The 20,538-nt window shown below is 64.8% G+C and carries 24 protein-coding genes; 22 read left to right on the top strand and 2 right to left on the bottom strand.

Going from position 1 to position 20,538, the window contains the following annotated elements; all coding sequences use genetic code 11:
* The first annotated feature begins 205 nt into the window (after positions 1 to 205).
* From GJ699_RS04755 to GJ699_RS04655, 21 genes are read left to right on the top strand one after another with little or no spacing between them, the layout of a single operon-like run.
* Positions 206 to 931 (top strand): beta-ketoacyl synthase chain length factor, encoded by a 726-nt coding sequence (locus GJ699_RS04755; protein WP_154373609.1) that lies wholly within the window; start codon positions 206 to 208, stop codon positions 929 to 931.
* Positions 924 to 1,709, top strand: coding sequence for a lysophospholipid acyltransferase family protein (locus GJ699_RS04750; RefSeq protein ID WP_154373607.1), 786 nt, complete (start codon positions 924 to 926; stop codon positions 1,707 to 1,709). Before GJ699_RS04755 ends, GJ699_RS04750 begins: the two co-directional genes overlap by 8 nt.
* Entirely contained in the window at positions 1,702 to 1,956 is a 255-nt protein-coding gene (locus tag GJ699_RS04745) for a phosphopantetheine-binding protein (protein WP_154373605.1), read from the top strand. The genes GJ699_RS04750 and GJ699_RS04745 overlap by 8 nt, the downstream gene beginning before the upstream one ends.
* A gap of 27 nt (positions 1,957 to 1,983) precedes the next feature.
* A complete protein-coding gene (locus tag GJ699_RS04740) occupies positions 1,984 to 2,253 on the top strand; it encodes an acyl carrier protein (protein ID WP_229261944.1) in 270 nt (89 codons plus the stop codon).
* 4 nt (positions 2,254 to 2,257) lie between these two features.
* Positions 2,258 to 2,803, top strand: a complete 546-nt coding sequence (locus tag GJ699_RS04735) for a COG4648 family protein (RefSeq protein ID WP_154373603.1) — start codon at positions 2,258 to 2,260, stop codon at positions 2,801 to 2,803.
* A complete protein-coding gene (locus GJ699_RS04730) occupies positions 2,796 to 4,538 on the top strand; it encodes an ApeI family dehydratase (RefSeq protein WP_154373601.1) in 1,743 nt (580 codons plus the stop codon). Before GJ699_RS04735 ends, GJ699_RS04730 begins: the two co-directional genes overlap by 8 nt.
* Complete coding sequence (locus GJ699_RS04725; protein ID WP_154373599.1) at positions 4,531 to 5,274, top strand: glycosyltransferase family 2 protein; 744 nt, start codon at positions 4,531 to 4,533, stop codon at positions 5,272 to 5,274. The genes GJ699_RS04730 and GJ699_RS04725 overlap by 8 nt, the downstream gene beginning before the upstream one ends.
* Positions 5,271 to 6,212 carry a lysophospholipid acyltransferase family protein gene (locus GJ699_RS04720; RefSeq protein ID WP_154373597.1) on the top strand — a complete coding sequence of 314 codons (942 nt, stop codon included), beginning with the start codon at positions 5,271 to 5,273 and terminating at the stop codon, positions 6,210 to 6,212. Before GJ699_RS04725 ends, GJ699_RS04720 begins: the two co-directional genes overlap by 4 nt.
* A complete protein-coding gene (locus tag GJ699_RS04715; protein ID WP_195763456.1) occupies positions 6,199 to 7,764 on the top strand; it encodes an HAL/PAL/TAL family ammonia-lyase in 1,566 nt (521 codons plus the stop codon). Before GJ699_RS04720 ends, GJ699_RS04715 begins: the two co-directional genes overlap by 14 nt.
* Positions 7,757 to 8,197, top strand: coding sequence for an acyl-CoA thioesterase (locus GJ699_RS04710; protein WP_154373595.1), 441 nt, complete (start codon positions 7,757 to 7,759; stop codon positions 8,195 to 8,197). Before GJ699_RS04715 ends, GJ699_RS04710 begins: the two co-directional genes overlap by 8 nt.
* The gene (locus tag GJ699_RS04705; RefSeq protein ID WP_154373593.1) at positions 8,184 to 8,789 is read left to right on the top strand and encodes an outer membrane lipoprotein carrier protein LolA; all 606 of its coding nucleotides are present in this window, start codon (positions 8,184 to 8,186) and stop codon (positions 8,787 to 8,789) included. Before GJ699_RS04710 ends, GJ699_RS04705 begins: the two co-directional genes overlap by 14 nt.
* Positions 8,786 to 11,137 carry an MMPL family transporter gene (locus tag GJ699_RS04700; protein ID WP_154373591.1) on the top strand — a complete coding sequence of 784 codons (2,352 nt, stop codon included), beginning with the start codon at positions 8,786 to 8,788 and terminating at the stop codon, positions 11,135 to 11,137. Before GJ699_RS04705 ends, GJ699_RS04700 begins: the two co-directional genes overlap by 4 nt.
* Positions 11,130 to 12,380, top strand: coding sequence for an NAD(P)/FAD-dependent oxidoreductase (locus GJ699_RS04695; protein WP_154373589.1), 1,251 nt, complete (start codon positions 11,130 to 11,132; stop codon positions 12,378 to 12,380). The genes GJ699_RS04700 and GJ699_RS04695 overlap by 8 nt, the downstream gene beginning before the upstream one ends.
* Entirely contained in the window at positions 12,365 to 12,922 is a 558-nt protein-coding gene (locus GJ699_RS04690) for a DUF3261 domain-containing protein (RefSeq protein ID WP_154373587.1), read from the top strand. The genes GJ699_RS04695 and GJ699_RS04690 overlap by 16 nt, the downstream gene beginning before the upstream one ends.
* A gap of 12 nt (positions 12,923 to 12,934) precedes the next feature.
* A complete protein-coding gene (locus GJ699_RS04685; RefSeq protein WP_154373585.1) occupies positions 12,935 to 14,128 on the top strand; it encodes a beta-ketoacyl-ACP synthase in 1,194 nt (397 codons plus the stop codon).
* Positions 14,125 to 14,586 carry a hotdog family protein gene (locus tag GJ699_RS04680; protein WP_154373583.1) on the top strand — a complete coding sequence of 154 codons (462 nt, stop codon included), beginning with the start codon at positions 14,125 to 14,127 and terminating at the stop codon, positions 14,584 to 14,586. The genes GJ699_RS04685 and GJ699_RS04680 overlap by 4 nt, the downstream gene beginning before the upstream one ends.
* Positions 14,583 to 15,320, top strand: a complete 738-nt coding sequence (locus GJ699_RS04675; RefSeq protein WP_154373581.1) for a 3-ketoacyl-ACP reductase FabG2 — start codon at positions 14,583 to 14,585, stop codon at positions 15,318 to 15,320. The genes GJ699_RS04680 and GJ699_RS04675 overlap by 4 nt, the downstream gene beginning before the upstream one ends.
* The gene (locus GJ699_RS04670) at positions 15,317 to 16,555 is read left to right on the top strand and encodes a beta-ketoacyl-ACP synthase (RefSeq protein WP_154373579.1); all 1,239 of its coding nucleotides are present in this window, start codon (positions 15,317 to 15,319) and stop codon (positions 16,553 to 16,555) included. The genes GJ699_RS04675 and GJ699_RS04670 overlap by 4 nt, the downstream gene beginning before the upstream one ends.
* A 4-nt stretch (positions 16,556 to 16,559) precedes the next feature.
* Positions 16,560 to 17,003 (top strand): excinuclease ATPase subunit, encoded by a 444-nt coding sequence (locus GJ699_RS04665; protein WP_154373577.1) that lies wholly within the window; start codon positions 16,560 to 16,562, stop codon positions 17,001 to 17,003.
* Positions 17,004 to 17,022: 19 nt separating this feature from the next.
* Positions 17,023 to 17,610 carry a hypothetical protein gene (locus tag GJ699_RS04660; protein ID WP_154373575.1) on the top strand — a complete coding sequence of 196 codons (588 nt, stop codon included), beginning with the start codon at positions 17,023 to 17,025 and terminating at the stop codon, positions 17,608 to 17,610.
* Positions 17,607 to 18,227 (top strand): 4'-phosphopantetheinyl transferase family protein, encoded by a 621-nt coding sequence (locus GJ699_RS04655; RefSeq protein ID WP_154373573.1) that lies wholly within the window; start codon positions 17,607 to 17,609, stop codon positions 18,225 to 18,227. The genes GJ699_RS04660 and GJ699_RS04655 overlap by 4 nt, the downstream gene beginning before the upstream one ends.
* Here the strand turns inward: GJ699_RS04655 and GJ699_RS04650 are convergent, their stop codons facing one another.
* Entirely contained in the window at positions 18,228 to 19,070 is an 843-nt protein-coding gene (locus GJ699_RS04650; protein WP_371867457.1) for a polysaccharide deacetylase family protein, read from the bottom strand.
* 55 nt (positions 19,071 to 19,125) lie between these two features.
* Between GJ699_RS04650 and GJ699_RS04645 the strand changes: the two genes are divergently transcribed.
* The gene (locus GJ699_RS04645) at positions 19,126 to 19,854 is read left to right on the top strand and encodes a class I SAM-dependent methyltransferase (protein ID WP_154373571.1); all 729 of its coding nucleotides are present in this window, start codon (positions 19,126 to 19,128) and stop codon (positions 19,852 to 19,854) included.
* A gap of 36 nt (positions 19,855 to 19,890) precedes the next feature.
* On the opposite strand, the gene GJ699_RS04640 is transcribed toward GJ699_RS04645, so the two are convergent.
* Positions 19,891 to 20,526, bottom strand: a complete 636-nt coding sequence (locus GJ699_RS04640) for an energy transducer TonB (RefSeq protein ID WP_154373569.1) — start codon at positions 20,524 to 20,526, stop codon at positions 19,891 to 19,893.
* Positions 20,527 to 20,538 lie beyond the last annotated feature (12 nt).

The raw sequence follows: 20,538 nt of genomic DNA, 5'->3' as shown, positions 1-20,538 counted from the left end.
CAAGGCGTACCGTGTTTCCTGCGGTACGCCTTTTTTTATGGATTTCTGATACAAAGCGTGGGTTTTGGTGAGAATGCGGGCTGGAGCGTGCACACTTGCTTAGATGTACATCAACAAAATAGTTTCCTACCGTTCATTTTTTCGCCGGATGCAAGGAACGGTCGTTTATAATTTGAAAAGTTCGTCAAAAGGCTATCACGCCATCATGCGTAATCACGGAGTCCGGTTTTCCATCGCTAAACATGCCCAATGGGCGCCAGGTCTGAGCACGCCAGAGGCGTGGACGCAGTGGGCGGCCGCACCGTATCCGATTGAAGTGGGTGAGGAGCCGGGCGTCAAGGCCATGCCGGCCATGCTGCGCCGGCGCGCCGGCTTTCTCGGCAAGATGGCGCTGGAAGTGGCTTACCAGTGCCTTGATGGCCAGGCCGATATCCCGACGGTGTTTTGCTCGCGCCATGGCGACGTGGCGCGCGCGGTGGAGTTGCTGACCGATCTGGCGCAGGGCGAGCCTTTGTCGCCAACGGCTTTCGGCATGGCGGTGCATAACGCGATTCCGGGCTTGTTCACCATCGCTCGCAACGACCGCGCCAACCACATCGCGCTGGCGTCCGGCACGGCGACGGTGGAGCATGGCGTGATCGAGGCTTGCTGTCTGCTGGCGGATGGCGCTGAGCAGGTGCTGCTGGTGGTGTGCGATGCGCCGCTGCCGCCGTTGTTCGCGGCATTTGACGATAGCCATGAACAGCCGCACGCGTGGGCGTGGTTGATGACGGCCGGTGATGGCTACGCGCTGGACTGGACGGCATCGTCGGCCGCGCCGTCGGCGGCGCAACCGGGCGGGCTGGCGCTGGCGGCCTTCCACGCCAGCGGCGCGGCGAGTCTGGAACGCGATGACGGCCGCTTGCACTGGACCTGGAGCCGGCATGCCTGAGACGTGGCTGGCGCGCCTGTCGGTTTGCTGGCGCGTGTTTGCAACCGGCCTGAGTTTTGTCGTTTTCGGTGTCGGTGGACTGGTGTTGCGGGTGATTGTGTTCCCGGTGCTGCATTTGCTGGTGCGGCAGCGCGAGCGGCGCGTGGCCTGGTCGCGCGCAGTGATACGCCGCGCCTTCCGCAATTACGTGGACTTGATGCGCGTGCTGGGCGTGCTGCGGTATGAGATACGCGGACTGGAAAAGCTGGAGCGCGGTGGTCTGCTGATCCTGGCCAACCATCCGACCCTGATCGACACGGTGTTCCTGATGGCGTTTGTGAAGAACGCCGACTGCATCGTCAAGAGCGCGCTGTGGAACAATCCGTTCACGCGCGGGCCGGTGCGGGCGGCGGGCTATATCCGCAACGACAGCGGCGCCGGGCTGGTGGACGATTGCATCGCCTCGCTGGAGCGCGGCAATAACCTGATCGTGTTCCCGGAGGGGACGCGCACGCCGGGCAATGGCGTCATCAGCATGAAGCGCGGCGCCGCCAACATCGCCGTGCGCGGCGCGCGCGACATGACGCCGGTGCTGATTCGCTGCCAGCCGGCGACGCTGGGCAAGGGGGACAAGTGGTGGCGGGTGCCGCCGCGCCGGGTGCTGATCCAGCTGGATGTGCTGGACGATCTGGCGATCGCGCGGTTTACCGAGGGGGGCGTCAGTGATGTGATGGCGGCCCGCCAGCTGACCGATTTTTTACAAGATTATTTTACCGGGATGTGCCAAAGCCATGCTTGAACTGGAAGTGAAACAACTGATTATCGACGCCCTGCAACTGGAAGACATTACGCCGGACGATATCGACAGCGCCGCGCCGCTGTTCGTCGACGGCCTGGGTCTGGATTCCATCGACGCGCTGGAGCTGGGCGTCGCGCTGCAGAAAAAATATGGTATCTCGCTGTCGGCCGATTCGGAAGATACCCGCCGCCATTTCGCCTCGGTGCAGGCGCTGGCGGCGATGATAGCCAGCCATAGAAAAAAGTAACTACAAATACACTAAGGGATGAAGGACATGATAGATCTGAATGAAATGAGCAGAGTGCAGCTGCAGACCTGGGTGGTCGAGCTGCTGGCGGAGATGTTTGAACTGGACCAGGCGTCGCTGACCGCCGAGTCGAATCTGTACGCCGACCTGGATATCGACAGCATCGACGCGGTCGATCTGGCGGTGAAGCTGAAGCAGCTGACCGGCAAGCGTCTGGCGCCGGAAGTGTTCAAGAATATCCGTACCATCGGCGACGTGGTTGACGCGTTGGCCGGCATGACGGAGCAGGCTGCGTAACACGATGCCGATGACTGTATTGACGGCAGTGGTGACGCTGCTGTATCCACTGGCGATCTGGTTTGGCCACGGCCAGGTGGAGCCGCGCTGGCTGGCCGGCCTGCTGCTGCTGGCGGTGGCCACGCGGCTGCCGGCGCTGCGCCTGAGCGGCGTCGCGCGCTGGTCGGTGGCCGGCGCGCTGGTGCTGGTCGGCTGCGCCATCTGGAGCAATCTGCTGCTGCCGTTGAAGTTGTATCCGGTGCTGGTCAATCTGGCGTTGCTGGCCGGCTTTGGCTATAGCCTGTCGACGCCGATCTCGGCGGTCGAGCGCATGGCGCGTTTGGGCGGGCAGGATTTTCCGCCAGTGGCGCAACAGTACATGCGCAAGGTGACCCAGGTGTGGTGCGGCTTCTTTGTGCTGAATGGCGCCATCGCCTTCGGCACGGCGCTGTGGGCATCGGAGGCGGTGTGGTCGCTATACACCGGCGTGGTGTCGTATGTCCTGATGGGCGTGTTGTTTGGCGCGGAGTATCTGGTGCGCCTGCGTTTCAAACGGTTGCATCATGTCTGATCGTCTGGAGCATTTGTATGCCGCCATGCTGGCGCGGCCGGCTACCGGCCTGGTTGGCTGGCGCGGCGAGGAAGGGATCAGCAATACGGCCTTTCTGGCACGTGTGCATGCCTGGCATGGGCTGCTGATCGCGCAGTCGGGCCGCAACTTTGCGCTGTATCTGGAAGACAGCATCGAATTCGGCGCGGCGCTGCTGGGCGCCTGGCATGCCGGTAAAACCGTGTGGCTCAGCGCCGATACGCTGCCGGCCACCTGCGAGTCGCTGCGGACGTCGGTGGATGGTTTCGTCGGCCAGTTCCCGGCCGAGCTGGAACCCTTGCAACCATTGGCCGCGTTGCCGGTGTCGCTGGCGGCGGGCTTGAGCGCGGATCTGCATCCGGACATGCCGGCGCTGGTAGTGTTCACCTCCGGTAGCACCGGGGCGGCACAGGCGATTCCGAAAAAGCTGTCGCAAATGGCTAGCGAAGTCGCCACATTGGAAACCTTGTTCATGGAAGCCGCCGGTGATGCGGCGGTGTGGGCGACGGTGTCGCATCAGCATATCTACGGGCTGTTGTTCAAGATCCTGTGGCCGCTCAGCAGCGGCCGGGCGATCCATGCGGCCAGCATCGCCTATCCCGAGGAACTGGCGCCGGCGCTGGCGGCCGGACCGTGCGTGCTGATCGCCAGCCCGGCGCATCTGAAGCGCTTGCCGGAGCATCTGGATTGGAGCGGGGCGGCGAGCATGCTGCGGGCGGTGTTTTCTTCTGGCGGTCCGCTGGCGCCGGATGCGGCTCTGGCGGCCGGCGCGCTGCTGGGACATACGCCGGTTGAGGTGTATGGCAGTTCGGAGACCGGTGGCGTGGCCTGGCGCCAGCGCCGCGCCATCGACGATGATGGCTGGACGCCGTTCCCCACAGTGGAGTGGCGTCTGGACGACGAGGAAGGCACGCTGGAGGTGCGCTCGCCGCATCTGCCGGACGACGGGTGGCTGGCGTTGTCGGACCGCGCGGCGCCCAGTGGCCAGCAGGGATTCGTGCTGCTCGGCCGCAGCGACCGTATCGTGAAGATTGAAGAGAAGCGCATCTCGCTGAGTGCGATGGAGGCGGCGTTGACCGCTTCCGGGCTGGCGGCGGAAGCGCGCGTGCTGCTGTGCGAGCCGCAAGCCGGCGAGCGTCAGCGGCTGGCGGCGTTTGTGGTGCCGACCGCCGCCGGCCGTACGCTGCTGGACATCGCCGGCAAGGCAGCTTTGAACCAGCGCCTGCGCGCCGTGCTGGCCGAGGTGGTGGAAGCGGTCGCGCTGCCGCGCCGCTGGCGTTATCTCGACCAGATGCCGCTCAACGCGCAAGGCAAAACCACGATGGCATCGTTGCTGGCGCTGCTCAGCGACGCGCGCGACGATCGGCCGCTGCTGCCGCGCGTGCGCGAGCTGGAACGCGCGCCGCAGCGCGTACTGCTGGAGCTGACCGCGCCGGCCGACCTGCTGTACTTCGACGGCCACTTCGACGTCGCGCCGATCCTGCCGGGCGTGGTGCAAGTCGACTGGGCGCTGCATTACGGCCGCGCGTATTTCACGCTGCCGCTGCGCTTCAAAGGCATCCAGCAGCTGAAGTTCCAGCAGGTGGTGGCGCCCGAGCGCGCGGTGCAACTGGAACTGTCGCATGACAGCGTTAAAGGCAGCCTGCAATTCCGCTACACCTCCGACGCCGGCCAGCACGCCAGCGGCCGCATCCTGTTTGGAGACGACGATGTTTAAACCCGTGATCATCGTCCCGGTCTACAACCACGAACACGCCATCGGCGCCGTGCTGGCTGGCCTGCTGCGCCATGACACGCCCTGCATCCTGGTCGACGATGGCAGTTCCGCCGCCTGTGCCGCCGTGCTGGACGCGCTGGCGCAAGAGCATGCGGGTAGCGTCGAACTGGTCCGCCTGCCGCACAACCAGGGCAAGGGTGCCGCCGTGCTGGCCGGCTTCCGCCACGCCGCACAGCGTGGCTACACCCACGCACTGCAAATCGACGCCGACGGCCAGCACAACACCGACGACGTACTCAACTTCCTCGCCCTCGCCGCACAGCACCCGCAAGCCATCATCTGCGGCCACCCGGTGTATGACGAATCGGTACCCAAAGCGCGCCTGTACGGCCGTTACGCCACCCACATCTGGGTCTGGATCAACACCCTGTCGCTGGACATCCGCGACTCCATGTGCGGCTTCCGCGTCTATCCGGTTGCTGCGGTCAACGCGCTGGCCGCGCGCCGCGCGATCGGCGTGCGCATGAACTTCGACACCGACATCATCGTCCGCCTGTACTGGGATGGCCTGCAAGTGCTCAACGTGCCGACCCGTGTCTCCTACCCGACGGACGGTGTCTCGCACTTCCGCGTCTGGCGCGACAATGTGCTGATCTCGTGGATGCACACCGTGCTGTTCTTCGGCATGCTGCCGCGTATCCCCCGACTACTGGCGCGCAAATGGCAGACCAAATGAGCGCACGTGGTTTGCATTGGGCCTCGATCAACGAGATCAGCTTCGTGACCGGCATGCGCCTGCTGTTCTGGATCGCCCGCGTGTTCGGGCGTTGGCCGTTCCGCTTGGTGCTGTATCCGGTGCTGTCGTGGTACGTGCTGACCAAGCCGCTGCCACGCCGCGCCTCGCAGGAATACCTGCGCCGCATGTCGGCCTATGCCGGCATCCGCCTGCCGGGCGTGATGCGGCACTTCGCCGCCTTCGGCGAAAGTATCCTCGACAAAATGCTGTTGTGGGGTGGCCTGTTCAAACTGGACGACGTCGATCTGCACGGCGGTCAGCTGATTACCGACGCGGTGGCGGCCGGCAAAGGCGGTCTGCTGATCTGCGCCCACCTCGGCAACCTGGAATTGTGCCGCGTGCTGTCGCGCACCCGGCACGACATCAAACTGACGGTGCTGGTGCACACCAAGCACGCGCAAGCGTTCAACGACATGCTGGGCCGCCTCAATCCGGCCAGCCAGTTGAATCTGATGCAGGTGACCGAAATGTCGCCGGCCACCGCCATGCTGCTGTCCGAGCGCGTGGCGCGCGGCGAGTTCGTAGTGATCGCCGGCGACCGCGTGCCGGTGTCGCACAACCCGCGCGTGGCGGTGGCCGACTTCCTCGGCGCGCCGGCCGCGTTCCCGATCGGCCCCTACGTCCTGGCCGGCATCCTGCAATGCCCGGTCTATCTGCTGTTCTCCACCCGCCATGGCAAGCGCTCGGAAGTCCACTTCGAACACTTCCGCGACCAGGTGCAGATCCCGCGCAAGGACCGCAACGCCGCGTTGAACGCGCTGGCCGCCGATTACGCGCGCCGGCTGGAGCACTACACCATGCGCGCGCCGCTGCAATGGTTTAACTATTACGACTTCTGGCACTTGCCGCAACAGGAAAGCACCGATGCATCTCGCTGACATCGCCCAACTCAATCATCCGCCGCGCACTGTGCGCTTTGACCAGGACCGCCTGACCATCGCCGACATCGTCGATATCGCACAGGGCCGCGCCGTCGCCGCGCTGTCGGACGATCCGGCCTTCCGCGCCGCCATCCAGCGCGGTGCCGATTTCCTCGACCGCCTGCTGCGCGAGGACGGTACCATCTACGGCGTCACCACCGGCTATGGCGATTCCTGCACCGTCAACGTGCCGCTGGAACTGGTGCCCGATCTGCCGCACCATCTGTACACCTACCACGGCGTAGGCCTGGGCGAGTACTTCACGCCGGCGCAAACCCGTGCCATCCTGGCCGCGCGCCTGGCATCGCTGAGCAAGGGCTATTCCGGCGTCAGCGTCGAACTGCTGCTGCAGATCACGCGCCTGCTGGATGCCGGCCTGCTGCCGCTGATTCCATCCGAAGGCTCGGTCGGCGCCAGCGGCGACCTGACGCCGCTGTCCTATCTGGCGGCGGTGCTGTGCGGCGAGCGCGAAGTGTGGCGCAACGGTGAGCAGGTGCCGGCCGCGCAAGCCTTGCAGGAAGCCGGCATCACGCCGCTGCGACTGCGGCCGAAAGAGGGCTTGGCCATCATGAACGGCACCGCCGTGATGACCGCGTTGGCCTGCCTGGCCTGTGACCGCGCCGACTATCTGTGCAAGCTGGTCACGCGCATCACCGCCATGGCTTCGTTCGCGATGGACGGCAACGCGCACCACTTCGACGAAGTGCTGTTTGCCGCCAAGCCGCACGCCGGCATGCAGCAGGTGGCGGCCTGGCTGCGCAGCGACCTGCCGACCGACCAGTGGGAACGCAACGGCAAGCGCTTGCAGGACCGTTACTCGATCCGTTGCGCGCCGCACGTGATCGGCGTACTGGCCGACGCCATGCCGCTGTTCCGCTCCATGATCGAGAATGAACTGAACAGCGCCAACGACAATCCGTTGATCGATCCGGATAACCAGCGCGTGCTGCACGGCGGTCACTTCTACGGCGGCCATATCGCTTTCGCCATGGACGGGATGAAGAACGCCGTCGCCAATCTGGCCGACCTGCTGGACCGCCAGATGGCGCTGCTGGTGGACAGCCGCTACAACCATGGCCTGCCAGCCAATTTGTCCGGCGCCCGTGGCGAGCGCGCGCCGATCAACCACGGCTTGAAGGCGCTGCAAATCAGCGCCTCGGCGTGGACGGCGGAAGCCTTGAAGGCCACCATGCCTGCCTCGGTGTTCTCGCGTTCGACCGAATGCCACAACCAGGACAAGGTCAGCATGGGCACTATCGCCGCGCGCGACTGCCTGCGCGTGCTGGATCTGACCGAGCAGGTAGTGGCGGCCTTGCTGATTACCGTGCGCCAGGGCGTGTGGCTGCGCCGTCAGGTCAGCCCCGAGCTGCAACCGCATGCCGCGCTGGCGGCGATGCAGGACGCGCTGGCTGCCGACATGGCGCCGGTGGAGGAGGACCGCCGGCTGGAACCGGATCTGCGCCTGATGCTGCAACGTATCCGCGCACAGGCATGGGAGCTGTATGCGTAAGCAAAAAGAGAGCCGCTGGTTTGCGGAAGTCGAGATGCAGGTGCAGTTCTTCGACCTGGACCCGATGGAGATCGTCTGGCACGGGCGCTACGTCAAGTATCTGGAAGTGGTGCGCTGCGCGCTGCTGGACAAGATTGGCTACAACTACCCGCAGATGAAGGAGTCCGGCTACGCCTGGCCGGTGATCGACATGCAGCTGCGTTACATCGGTTCGGCCACCTTCGGCCAGAAGCTCAAGCTGCGCGCCGATATCGTCGAATGGGAAAACCGCCTGAAGATCGATTATCTGATTACCGACGCCGATACCGGCAAGCGCCTGAACCGCGCCAGCACCACCATGGTGGCGGTGCATATCGACACCAAGGAGATGTGCTACGTCTCGCCGCCGGTGTTGTTTGAAAAACTGGGGATCACGCCTGATGAACAAGTTTAAATTTCTGATCGCCGCCACGCTGCTGTGCGCCGGCGCCGCGCAAGCCGCCGTGCCGGCCGCGAAAATCCAGGCCATGCTGGCCAAGCCGGCGGTGATGTGCGGCCGCTTCGACCAGACCAAAACGCTGGCCGGCATGAAGAAGCCGCTGGCGTCGGAAGGCCGCTTCTGCGTGGTCGCCGGCAAGGGCGTGTTATGGCGCACCCTCAAACCTTTTCCCAGCACGTTGCGGCTGACGCGCGATGAAATCGTCAACTATCAGGGCGACCGCGTCGCCATGCGGCTGGACGCCAAGACCGAACCGACGGTCCGCGTCATCAACAACGTGCTGTTCTCGCTGCTGTCCGGCGACCTGGGACAGCTGGACACGCTGTTCGAAGGCGACGGCAGCGTCGACGCCAATAGCTGGAACGTGTCGCTCAAGCCGCGCCAGGCGGCGCTGGAAAAAGCCATAGGCACCATCAAGCTGGATGGCGGCGCGTACGTCAAATCCATCGTCATGAACGAAGGCAGCGGCGACCGCACCCACATCGTTTTCTCCGACATCAAAACCGGTGAGGCGGCGATGAGCAAAGAAGAGGCGGCGCTGTTTTGACCAGAACCCGACAACTCGCGCTGCTGTGGCTATTGGCGGTGTGTCTGCTGCTGGGGCATAACGCCTGGCTGTGGGCCGTCAAGCGCATCGTGCCGGATACCGACATCATGGCGCTGCTGCCGGTGCAGGAGCGCGATCCGGTGCTGCAGGCATCGTTCAACCACATGGTGGACGCGGCGCAGCAGCGCCTGATCGTGCTGGTGGGCGCTGAAGACTGGGACGATGCCAAGCGCGCCGCCGATGCCTACAACGCCGTGCTGGCCGCGCGCAAAGACGTATTCGATGCCACGCCAGTCAATGAGCAGACGCAGAGTGATTGGCTGGCGCTGTTCCAGCAGCACCGCGCGGTGTTGCTGACGGCGCAGCAGGAGCATCAACTGCGCGAGCAGCCGGCGCAGTTCTGGACCGAGTCCGCGCTGGCTTCCCTGTATGCGCCGTTCGCCGGCCCCAAGCTGGGGCCATGGCAGGACGATCCTTTCGGCTTGTTCTCCGGCTGGGTGCAGGAGCGCGCGCAGGAAACGCCGGTGCGGCCGCGCGATGGCCATCTGTTCGTGGCTGACGCCCAACGCCAGTACGTGCTGCTGCCGATGACGCTCAAGATGCCCGCGCTGTCGATGACGGCGCAGGAAACCGTGCTGCCGTTGCTGCAACAGGCGGTCGACGCGGCGCGCAAGGCGGCGCCGCAGGCGGAAGTGATTCAGGCCGGCGTGATTCTGCACGCGGCCAATGCCAGCGCCAAGGCCAGCGGCGAAGCTTCCACCATTGGCATCGGCTCTCTGATCGGCATCATCCTGCTGATGTGGTTTGCCTTTCACTCCTTCAAGCCGATTTCGCTGATCCTGCTATCGATCGGCATCGGCTGCCTGGGCGCGCTGTCAGTGTGCTGGCTGCTGTTCGGCCGGATTCATTTGATGACGCTGGTGTTCGGTGCGAGCCTGATCGGCGTGGCGCAGGACTATGGCATCTACTTCCTGTGCAACCGCCTGTCGGCCGATGACACGCTGGATTCGCCGGCGCTACTCAAACGCCTGCTGCCAGGCTTGGGCCTGACGTTGCTGGCGGCGGTGATCGGTTATATGGGACTGGCGCTGACGCCGTTCCCTGGCCTGCGCCAGATGGCGGTGTTCTCGGCACTGGGCCTGGTGTTCGCCTGGCTGACGGTGGTGTGCTGGTTCCCGGCGCTGATCGGCAGCCGCGCATTGAAGAGCGGTGGCCTGGTGCGCGTCTACGGCGCCGCCTTGCAGCGTTGGCCGCTGCTGCGCTTCAATCGTGTGTCGCTGGTGGGCGCGGCGTTGTTCGTGCTGGTGGCAGGCTATGGCATCACCCGCTTGGGCGCCAATGACGATATCCGCCTGCTGCAAAATCCGCCCAAGCACCTGATCGACGACCAGATCAAATTGAGCAAGCTGCTGGACGCGCCTACGCCGGTGCAGTACTTCCTGGTGCGCGGCGCTTCGGCGGAACAAGTGCTGCAACGTGAAGAGCAGCTGAAAGCGCGGCTGGACAGCTTTGTCGCCTCGCACCGCATTTCCGGCTACCAGGCGATCTCGAACTGGCTGCCATCGGCGCAGGCGCAGGCCGCGCATCGCGCGCTGGTGGAGCAAAAACTGCTGGCCGATGACGGCCCGCTGCAAGCCATCGCCGCGCAAACCGGTGAGGATGCGGCATGGGTGGCGGCGACGCGCGAGCGTTTGCTGGCCGCCGCGCAGCCGCTGTCGCTGGACGCCTTCCTGCAATCGCCGGCCAGCGAACCGTGGCGCCATCTGTGGCTGGGCGAGAACAACGGCGTCTACGCCAGCATCGTCGCGCTGCGCGGCATGAGCGCGGCCTCCGCACCGCAAGTGCTGATGGCGGCCGAGGGACTGGATGGCGTGCAGTGGGTGGACAAGGTGGCGGAGATTTCGTCAGTCCTTGGTCGCTATCGGCAGGACATGAGCTGGGTGGTGCTGGGCGCTTACGTGGTGGTGTTCGCGCTGCTGTTCCGGCGCTATCGCAACCGCACCTGGCGCGTGCTGGCGCCGACTGCGCTGGCCAGCGTGGTGGCGCTGGCGATCTTCGGCTACACCGGCCAGAACCTGCAGCTGTTCCATGTGCTGGCGCTGATGCTGCTGCTGGGCGTGGGCGTCGATTACGGCATCTTCATGCAGGAACATCCGGACCGGCGCGACCGCACGCCGTGGCTGGCGGTCGGCATGTCGGCCGCGAATACGATTTTGTCGTTTGGCTTGCTGGGCCTGAGCTCAACCCCGGCATTGCAGGCATTCGGCCTGACGATGCTGATCGGGACCGCGCTGGTCTGGCTGTTTGTTCCCTGTTTTGGCATCTCCAAGGAAGACCCTCATGACTGAAACAATCAACAACGAAAGCGTGGAAATCCTGATCGTAGGTGCCGGTCCGGCCGGTTCGGTGGCGGCCGCGCTGCTGCGCCAGCAGGGCAGGCAGGTGCTGGTGATCGAGCGTGAGCAGTTCCCGCGCTTTTCGATCGGTGAGAGTCTGCTGCCGCAAAGTATGGCCTATCTCGAACAGGCGGGCATGCTGCGCGCGGTGGTGGAGGCGGGCTTCCAGTTCAAGAACGGCGCCGCCTTTATGCGCGACGGCTGTTACACGGATTTCGATTTTCGCGACAAGTACACCGATGGCTGGGGCACCACCTACCAGGTGCAGCGCGCCGATTTCGATCACATCCTGGCGCGCGAGGCTGAGCGCTTCGGCGCCGAGGTGCGCTATCGTCACGAGGTACTGGACATCGCGTTGGGGCAGGGCGCCAATGGCGGTGCGCGTGTCAGCGTCAAGGCGCCGGACGGCGCGCAGTATGTGGTGGACGCCGGCTTCATTCTGGATGCCAGCGGCTTTGGCCGCATCCTGCCACGCTTGCTGAAGTTGGAAACGCCATCCAACTTTCCGGTGCGCGGCGCCATCTTCACCCATGTGCAGGATGGCATCCGCTCGGGCTTCGACCGCAACAAGATCCGCGTCACCGTGCATCCCAAGCACTGCAATGTGTGGTTCTGGACCATTCCGTTTGCCGCCGGCCGCTGTTCGTTGGGCGTGGTGGCGGAGACCAGCTTCCTCGACCGCTACCAGGGCACGCCGACCGAGCGTCTGCGCGCCATCGTGGCGGAAGAACCTTCGCTGAGTGGCTTGCTGGCCAATGCAGACTGGGACACGCCGGCGCGCCAGATCGTCGGCTACTCGGCCAATGTCGACAAGCTGTGGGGCCAGGGCTACGCGCTGCTCGGCAACGCGGGCGAGTTCCTGGACCCGGTGTTCTCGTCCGGCGTCACCATCGCCTTCAAATCGGCCAGCCTGGCCGCCGCTGCGCTGGAACGTCAGTTCAAGGGCGAGCAGGTCGACTGGCAGGCCGATTACGGCGTGCCGCTGCGGCGTGGCGTGGACACTTTCCGCGCCTTCGTCGAGTCGTGGTATGCGGGCGGCTTCCAGAAGATCATCTTCCATGAGCAGAAGCAGCCGGACGTGAAGCGCATGATTTCGTCCATCCTGGCCGGCTATGCCTGGGACCAGAACAATCCTCTGGTGAAGGAAACATCGCGCCGTCTGGCGGCGTTGGAGGCGTTATGCACGCCCGCCTGATGCAGCGTACCGCCGCTGTGGTGCTGGCACTGCTGCTGGCTGCCTGCGCTTCGTCGCCACCGCAGCCTGCCGCGCGCCTGGGCCTGAAGCTGGCGCCAGCGGCACTGGGCCAGTCCATCAGCGTGCAGCAGCACCTGAAGGTGGAGCGAGACGGCCGCACCGATGATCTGGACGTGGCGCTGCAAGTGGAGCCGGAGGCGGTGGACGTGGTGGGCCTGGCGTTTGGCCAGCGCGTGCTGACTTTGCATTACGATGGCAAGGATCTGACTTCGTGGCGGCATGTGATGCTGCCATCGCAGGTGCGGGCGGAGGATGTGCTGGAAGATATGCAGCTGACGCTGTGGCCAGTGGATGCGGTGGCGGCGGCGCTGCCGGCCGGCTGGCGCGTCGAGCAGCAGGGCCGCCAGCGCACGCTGTACCTGGCCGACGAGCCTATCATGCGGATAGCCTACAGCGGCGATCCACGCTGGAGCGGTACGGTGGTCTTGGAAAACCTGCGGTATCACTATAAGCTGACGATACAGTTTGCACCGACCGAATGACGGAATGAAGGAATGCTGAATTTTTATTTGAATGCCTGCGGTATCACCTGCGCGCTGGGCGATGGCCCGGAGCAGGTGAGGGCACGCCTGTATGCCGGCCAGTCCGGCGTGGCGCCGACCGCGCGATGGTCGGCCGGGCGCGAACTGCCGCTGGGCGAGGTACGCGGCGAGCTGCCGTCAGTGGCGCATCTGCCGCCGCACCAGCGTAGCCGCAATAACGCGCTGGCGCTGGCGGCGCTGGCGCAGATCCGCCCGGCGCTGGATGCCGCGATTGCGCGCTATGGCGCCGACCGCATCGGCGTGGTGATCGGCACCAGCACCTCCGGCATCGGTGAGACCGAGCAGGCGGTGGGGCGCTTTGCCAGCGACGGCAGCCTGCCGGACGGCTTCCACTACCGGGTGCAGGAAATGGGTTCGCCGGCCGAGATGCTGGCGCAGCAGCTGGGACTTGGCGGCCCGGCCTATGTGCATTCCAGCGCCTGTTCGTCCAGCGCCAAGGCATTGGCCAGCGCGGCGCGGTTGATCCGCATGGGACTGTGCGACGCGGTGCTGACCGGTGGCGTCGATTCGCTGTGCGCTTTCACGGTGGCCGGTTTTGCGGCCTTGGAGTCGGTCAGCGCGGTGCAGTGCAATCCGATGAGCGCCAACCGCAAGGGCATCAACATTGGCGAGGGCGCGGCGTTGTTCCTGATGAGCGCCGACGCCGACAGCGCGGTGCCGGTGCGGCTGATGGGCTGGGGCGAATCCTCGGACGGCCATCACATGTCGGCACCCGATCCCACCGGCGCCGGCGCGCGGCTGGCGATGGAACAGGCCTTGCAGCGCGCCGGTGTGGCTGCTGCCGATGTCGACTACATCAATATGCACGGCACCGCCACGCCGCAGAACGACGCCATGGAGTCGCGCGTGATCGAAGCGCTGTTTGGCCTGGAGACGCCGGTCAGCTCGACCAAGCCGTTCACCGGCCACACGCTGGGCGCGGCGGCCGCCATCGAGGCGGCGCTGTGCTGGCTGGCGATGCAGGACGATAACCGCGAGGGCCGTTTGCCGCCGCATCTGTGGGACGGCGAGCGCGATGCGGCGCTGCCGGCGCTGAATCTGGCGCCACCGGGTGCCGCGCTGGGCCGGCCGTTGCGGCGCATTCTGAGCAGTTCCTTTGCCTTCGGCGGCTCCAACGCCGCGCTGCTGCTGGGGAGGGACGCATGATGCTGCCGGATATACGCGCGCTGGTTCCGCACTCCGGCCAGATGGTGCTGCTGGACCGCGCCCTCAGTGCCGACGAGGACAATCTGTGCGCCGAGGTGCGCATCCATGCAGGCAGCATGCTGGCTGGCGCCGATGGTGTTGGCGCCTGGGTCGGCATCGAATACATGGCGCAGGCGGTGGCGGCGCATGCCGGTTGGCTGGCGCTGCGGCGCGGCGAGGAGGTCAAGGTCGGCTTCCTGCTAGGCTCGCGCAAATACGAGGCCAGCGTGCCGGTGTTCGCGCCGGGCAGCGTGCTGCACGTGCATGTGCACCGGGTGCTGCAGGCTGAGAATGGCCTGGGCGCTTTCGAGTGCCGCATCGATGTGGTGGATGGCGTGCAGAGCGCAGCCACGGCCACGGTGACGGTGTTCCAGCCTCACAATGTCAATCAATTTCTCAAAGATGGAAACGTAGGATGAGTCAGAATAAATCCATGAGCGTGCTGGTGACGGGATCTTCGCGCGGCATCGGCAAGGCGATCGCGCTGCGCCTGGCGCGTGACGGTTACGATGTGGTGCTGCATTGTCGCAGCCAGCGCGCCGAGGCCGACGCGGTGGCGCAGGAAGTCATGGCGATGGGCTGCGCCGCGCGCGTGCTGCAGTTCGATATCAGCGACCGCGCCGCCACCGCCGCCGCGCTGGAGGCGGATATCGCGCAACATGGCTGCTATTACGGCGTGGTGTGCAACGCCGGTGTGGCGCGCGACAACGCCTTCCCCGCCATGTCCGGCGAGGACTGGGATATTGTGCTGCAAACGAATCTGGATGGTTTCTATAACGTGCTTAATCCGCTCATCATGCCGCTGGTTCAGCGCCGCAAACCGGGACGTATCGTCACGCTGGCGTCGGTGTCGGGTTTGATCGGCAATCGTGGCCAGGTCAATTACAGCGCGGCCAAGGCTGGCATCATCGGCGCCACCAAGGCGCTGGCGCTGGAACTGGCCAAGCGCGCCATCACCGTCAACTGCGTGGCGCCGGGCCTGATCGAAACCGACATGATCGAAGATGTGCCGATGGAGGAAGCGCTCAAGCTGATTCCGGCGCGCCGCGTCGGCAAGCCGGAGGAAGTGGCGGCTGCCGTCAGCTTCCTGATCGGCGAGGACGCCGGCTATATCACGCGCCAGGTCATTTCGGTCAACGGAGGTCTGGCATGAGCCGCCGCGTCGCCGTCACCGGCATGGCCGGCATCAGCCCGATCGGCAACGACTGGGCGTCAATCCGCGAACGTCTCGGCCAGTACCGCAACGCCATCGTGCGCATGGCGGACTGGGAGGATTACGAAGGACTCAACACCCGCCTTGGCGCGCCGGCTGCGCCGTTCGAGCTGAATGAGCGCTACAACCGCAAGGCGATCCGCAGCATGGGCCGGGTGGCGCTGATGGCCACGCGCGCCACCGAACTGGCGCTGCTGGATGCCGGCCTGCTCGATCATCCGCTGATGAAGAGTGGCGAGATGGGCGTGTCGTTCGGTTCCTCGGCCGGCACGCCAAGCGCGATCGGTGACTTCGGCCGCATGATGGAAGAGCGCACCACCAAGGGCATCAACGCCACCACTTACATCAAGATGATGGCGCATACGGCGCCGGTCAACATCGGCGTGTTCTTTGGCCTGACCGGTCGCGTGATCACCACTTCCAGTGCCTGCACTTCGGGTAGCCAGGGCATCGGCTATGCGTACGAGGCGATCCAGGCCGGCAAGCAGCTGGCCATGGTGGCTGGCGGCGCCGAGGAATTGTGCGCGACCGAGGCGGCGGTGTTCGACACGCTGTTCGCCACCAGCACCCGCAACGATGCTGGCCACAGCACGCCGCGTCCTTTCGACGCCGGTCGTGATGGTCTGGTGATCGGCGAGGGCGCCGGGGCGTTGATTCTGGAAGACCTGGAGCACGCGCAGGCGCGCGGCGCCACCATCCACGCAGAGCTGGTGGGCTTTGGCACCAATAGCGACGGCTGCCACGTCACGCAGCCGAACGCCGCCACCATGCAGCAGGCGATGCTGCTGGCGCTGAAGGATGCCGGCTTGCAGGCATCGGACATCGGCTACGTCAACGCCCACGGCACTGGCACCGCGCAGGGCGATGTGGCGGAGTCGCAGGCGACGCTGGCGGTGTTTGGCGCCGGCACGCCGATCAGTTCCCTGAAAAGCTATATGGGCCATACCTTGGGCGCCTGCGGCGCGCTGGAAGCCTGGATCAGCATCGAGATGATGCGCGAAGGCTGGTTCGCGCCGACCATCAACCTGGAACAAGTCGACCCCGAATGCGCGGCACTGGACTATATCGTCGGCGAAGGCCGGAAGCTGGACTGCGATTACATAATGTCGAATAATTTCGCCTTTGGCGGCATTAACACTTCACTGATTTTCAAACGCTACTTCAAACAGGGATAACACCATGAAGAAACTGATCTCCGTAGCTGCACTGCTGGCTGTTTCGTTGACGTCGTTGCAGGCCCAGGCGGCCGACACCATGTTGAAGTTCCCGATCGCCGGCGCGCTGGCCGCGAACGATGCGCAGAACCGTTTGGGCGATTCGGTGAAGTTCTATTTCGCCGACCAGCCGACGCCCAAGGTGCTGACCAAGATCGCCAGCGACAAAACCAGCCAGCGCACCAACGGTTTTGGCAAGTCGGCGGAGAAAGCGTGCAACTGGGTGTTCTTGTCCGCCATGCTGGCGCTGCAAAAGCGCGCGCAGGAACTGGGCGCCAACGCCGTGGTCAACATCGTCAGCAACTTCAAGGATATCGAGATGGCCAGCCAGACCGAGTTCGAATGCGCGGACGGCGCCATCATGGCCGGCGTTGCGCTGAAGGGCGACTTCGTCAAAATCGCACCTTGATCCCGGACGAGAGAATATTGTGAATAAAAACCTCAAGAGCGCTGTGCTGGTGGCGTGCGTAATGGCAGCCGTGATGGTGGGCGGTTGTGCCACCAGCATCAAGGCTAGCAGCACGCAGAATCCGCCGCCCAAAGAGGCTTTTGCCTCCTATGGCCGCATCGAAGTCAAGCCGGTGGTGTTCAAGGCCGGTTATCAGAGCGACGCGGCGGGCCTGGCCAAGATCGAATCCAACTTCCAGGAGGAGATTGCACCAGCGCTGGCGAAATGGAACCAGCGCCCGGACAATGGCCGCAAGCTGGTGATCGAACCAGTGGTGGATGAGCTGTCCTTCAAACACGGCGCCAAGCGAGTGCTGCTCGGCCCTCTGGCCGGCAGCTCGGGAGTGCTGATGCATCTGTCCATACGCGACGCCAATGGTGTCGAGATTGCCAATCCTGAGTTTTTCCAGCGGGCGGCGGCGATGGCGGCCGGCTTCCAGTTCGGTGTACATGACAATATGATGCTGACGCGGGTAGGCAAGCTGGCGGGGGCTTACGTGCTGGCCAACTTCGACCGCGCAGTGGGCGGCCCGACTGGCGCGGACGACAAGGCGGTTGCGGCGAAATGAGCGCGCTGGCCTCGCTCTGGATGGTCGATGCGGACGCGGTGGCGGAAGCCGATCTGCAGCGCTATCGCAGCTGGCTGACGGCCAGCGAGATGGCGCGCCATCAGCGCTTTGTGCGCGCGCAGCGCCAGCGTCAGTTCATCGTTGGTCGGGTGCTGCTGCGCGCGGCGCTGGCCCGGCTGCTGGGCGTCACGCCGCAGGAGGTGCGGCTGGACGAGCAGGTCGGCAAGGCGCCGCGTTTGACGGCGCCGGTGCTGAAAGGTACGCAGCCCGGTTTCAGCATCGCCCACAGCGGGCGCTGGGTGGCGTGCGCGGTCAGCGCGCAGACGGCGCTGGGATTGGATATTGAAATGCGTGACGGCGGACGCGATCTGGCGGCGCTGGCGGCGCAGGCGTTCGATGTCGATGAAATGGCGCAGTGGGCGCGCATTCAGGGTTTGTCAGGCGACGATCGCACGGACGGTTTTTACCGTTTGTGGAGCGAGAAGGAAGCGCGTTTCAAGCTGAATCAGGTGGGCGGCTATTGCGTATCGGTGCCGCATCCGGAATTGTCGGTGGCGTTGTGTAGCGAGCGGCCGTTGGCGCAGGCGCCGCGCATCGATCTGGTGACGCTGCCCTGATTACTGCCACAGCCAGTTCCACAAGCCGGGCAACTGCGGCTTGAGATTGGGATCGGTGATGGTGGCGGCCAATGCGGCGCGCTCCAGCTGGTCGTGGTCCTGGTAGAACGGCTGTTCGGCCAGCGGCACCTGTAGCTCGCGCGCGACGTCGAGCAGGATCTCCAGGTATTCCTCGATGTGACGCGAGGTGTAGGTGTTCACGTCATGGAAGGTGACCACCACCGGCGTGTAGCCATCGACCGACGGCAGCGCGCCGGCGGCCCAGTGTTTGCGGGTTTCGGCCAGGTGGGTCAGCATGTTGGAGCGTTTATGCCAGCTCCAGTTGACGCCGTAGATCTTGCCGTCGTTGGCATTCAGGTCGGTCAGCAGCATTTGCAGGCCGTGGGCGCGATAGGACGCCAGCGTGTCGGCATCGTAGGCCCAGAACGGCGGGCGTACCAGCTTGGGCGTGACGCCGGTTTCGCTTTTCAGGTCGTCCAGGCCCAGTTGCAGGGTTTCATCCAGCCGCTCGCGGCTCATGAAGCGGTGGTTGGAGTGGAACGGGGTGCCGGAGTGCAGGCCGATGACGTGGCCTTCGCGGTATTCGCGCCGGATCAGGGCGCGGCCCATTTCGGTGCCGCCGCCGTTCCAGGCCCGTGGCTGGGTGAAGAACACTGCCTTGATGTGGCGTTGTTCCAGCACTTCGAGGATGTGCACCGTGGGATTGTCGTTCACCGCCGACGCCGGGCCATCGTCAAAGGTGAGCAGGAAGCGCACCGGCGCCGGCTCGGCCTGAGCGGCCGACGCGCTGGACAGCACGAGCGTGAGGGCGGCAAGCAACAGGCGAGAACGTAGAAAAGCCACAGGATCGATCGGTTAAACGAGGTCCGATATTATAAAACAGGAGTAGAGAGAACTTATGAGCGCCAATCCAAACGTGATCCAGCCCCCGGACGAGCCGCATGTGCCGGAAACGGCCTTCGGCAAATGGTTTTTGCGGACCGAGACCTGGACCGTGCATGTGCTGGAGCGCGCGCTGAAGGATTTGCAGCGGATGATGCCGGCCGCGCCGCGTTCCTATGCGGTGGTGGCGGACGTCGGCTGCGGCTACGGCCGCTCGCTGCCCAAGCTGCAGCGTCGCTTTGCGCCACAACGTCTGATCGGCATGGACATCGATCCGGAGATGCTGGAGGCGTCTTCGCTGGAGGTGGCGGCGCATGGCATGCAGGGGGAATTCATCTGCTGTTCCAGCTCGAACATCAAGCTGCCGGATAATTCGGTGGACCTGTTGTTCTGCCACCAGACCTTCCACCATCTGATCGACCAGGAACGCGCCATCCAGGAATTCTTCCGCGTGCTGAAGCCGGGCGGGGTGCTGTTGTTTGCCGAATCGACGCGGCGTTACATCCACTCGTGGATCATCCGCCTGCTGTTCCGCCATCCGATGGACGTGCAAAAGACAGCGCCGGAATACCTGGCCATGGTGCGCGCGGCCGGCTTCTCGGTGCCGGATAGCGCGGTGTCCTATCCCTTCCTGTGGTGGAGCCGCGAAGACCTGGGGATGCTGGAGACGGTCCTGCGCATCAAGCCCCCGGCGGTGCGCGAAGAAACGTTGATTAATCTGGTCGCCGTCAAACCGGCGGCATAAAGAAGCCGGCGCGGATGGCGCCGGCGGTACGGTTTATTAATCCAGGCTCCACACGTACTGCATTTTGGTCCAGCTCTGTTGTGGCACGCCGTCCACGGTGCCGGGTTTGAATTTGCATAGTGTGAGGCCGGCCTGGGCGGCGCGGTCCAGTTCCCGGAAGCCGCTGGATTTTTCGATGCGTGAATCGGCCACCTTGCCGTCGCTGCCGATCAGGAAGGCCAGCATGACGGTGCCGGTGTCGCCGTTGCGCAGCGCGTTCTTGGGATAGTCGGGCTTGCTGCATGCCTGGGCGTCCACCACGGCCGGGATCACCACCGGCGCTGCCTGCGTCTTGCCCTTGGCGGTCGTCTCCCCGCCGCTGCTGCGCGGACCGGCTGGCGGCTGGGCCGGTGGCGTCTCCGTCATTTCACGCGCCGTCACGCTGGGCGGCGATTCGATCGGTATGTCGTCCGTCAGTCGGGGTACCAGAATCTCCGGCTGCTTCAATTGCGGCTCCTCCACTTGCGGCTCGCGTTCCTTGGGCTTGGGGACTTCCTGCGTCGGCACCAGATCGACTTCGGGCAGCAGGGTCTTGATTACGGTCAGTTTAGAGCCATGCAGGAATGCCGCAAGCAACGCCACATGCAGCAGAACGACGGTACTGATGCCAGTCAGATTCTTCTTTTGATTCATGATTGCTCCTTG

It is taken from the genome of Duganella guangzhouensis (genome assembly GCF_009674535.1).
GTDB classification, from domain to species: Bacteria; Pseudomonadota; Gammaproteobacteria; order Burkholderiales; family Burkholderiaceae_D; genus Rugamonas; species Rugamonas guangzhouensis.
This window is presented reverse-complemented; position numbering and strand designations above follow the sequence as displayed.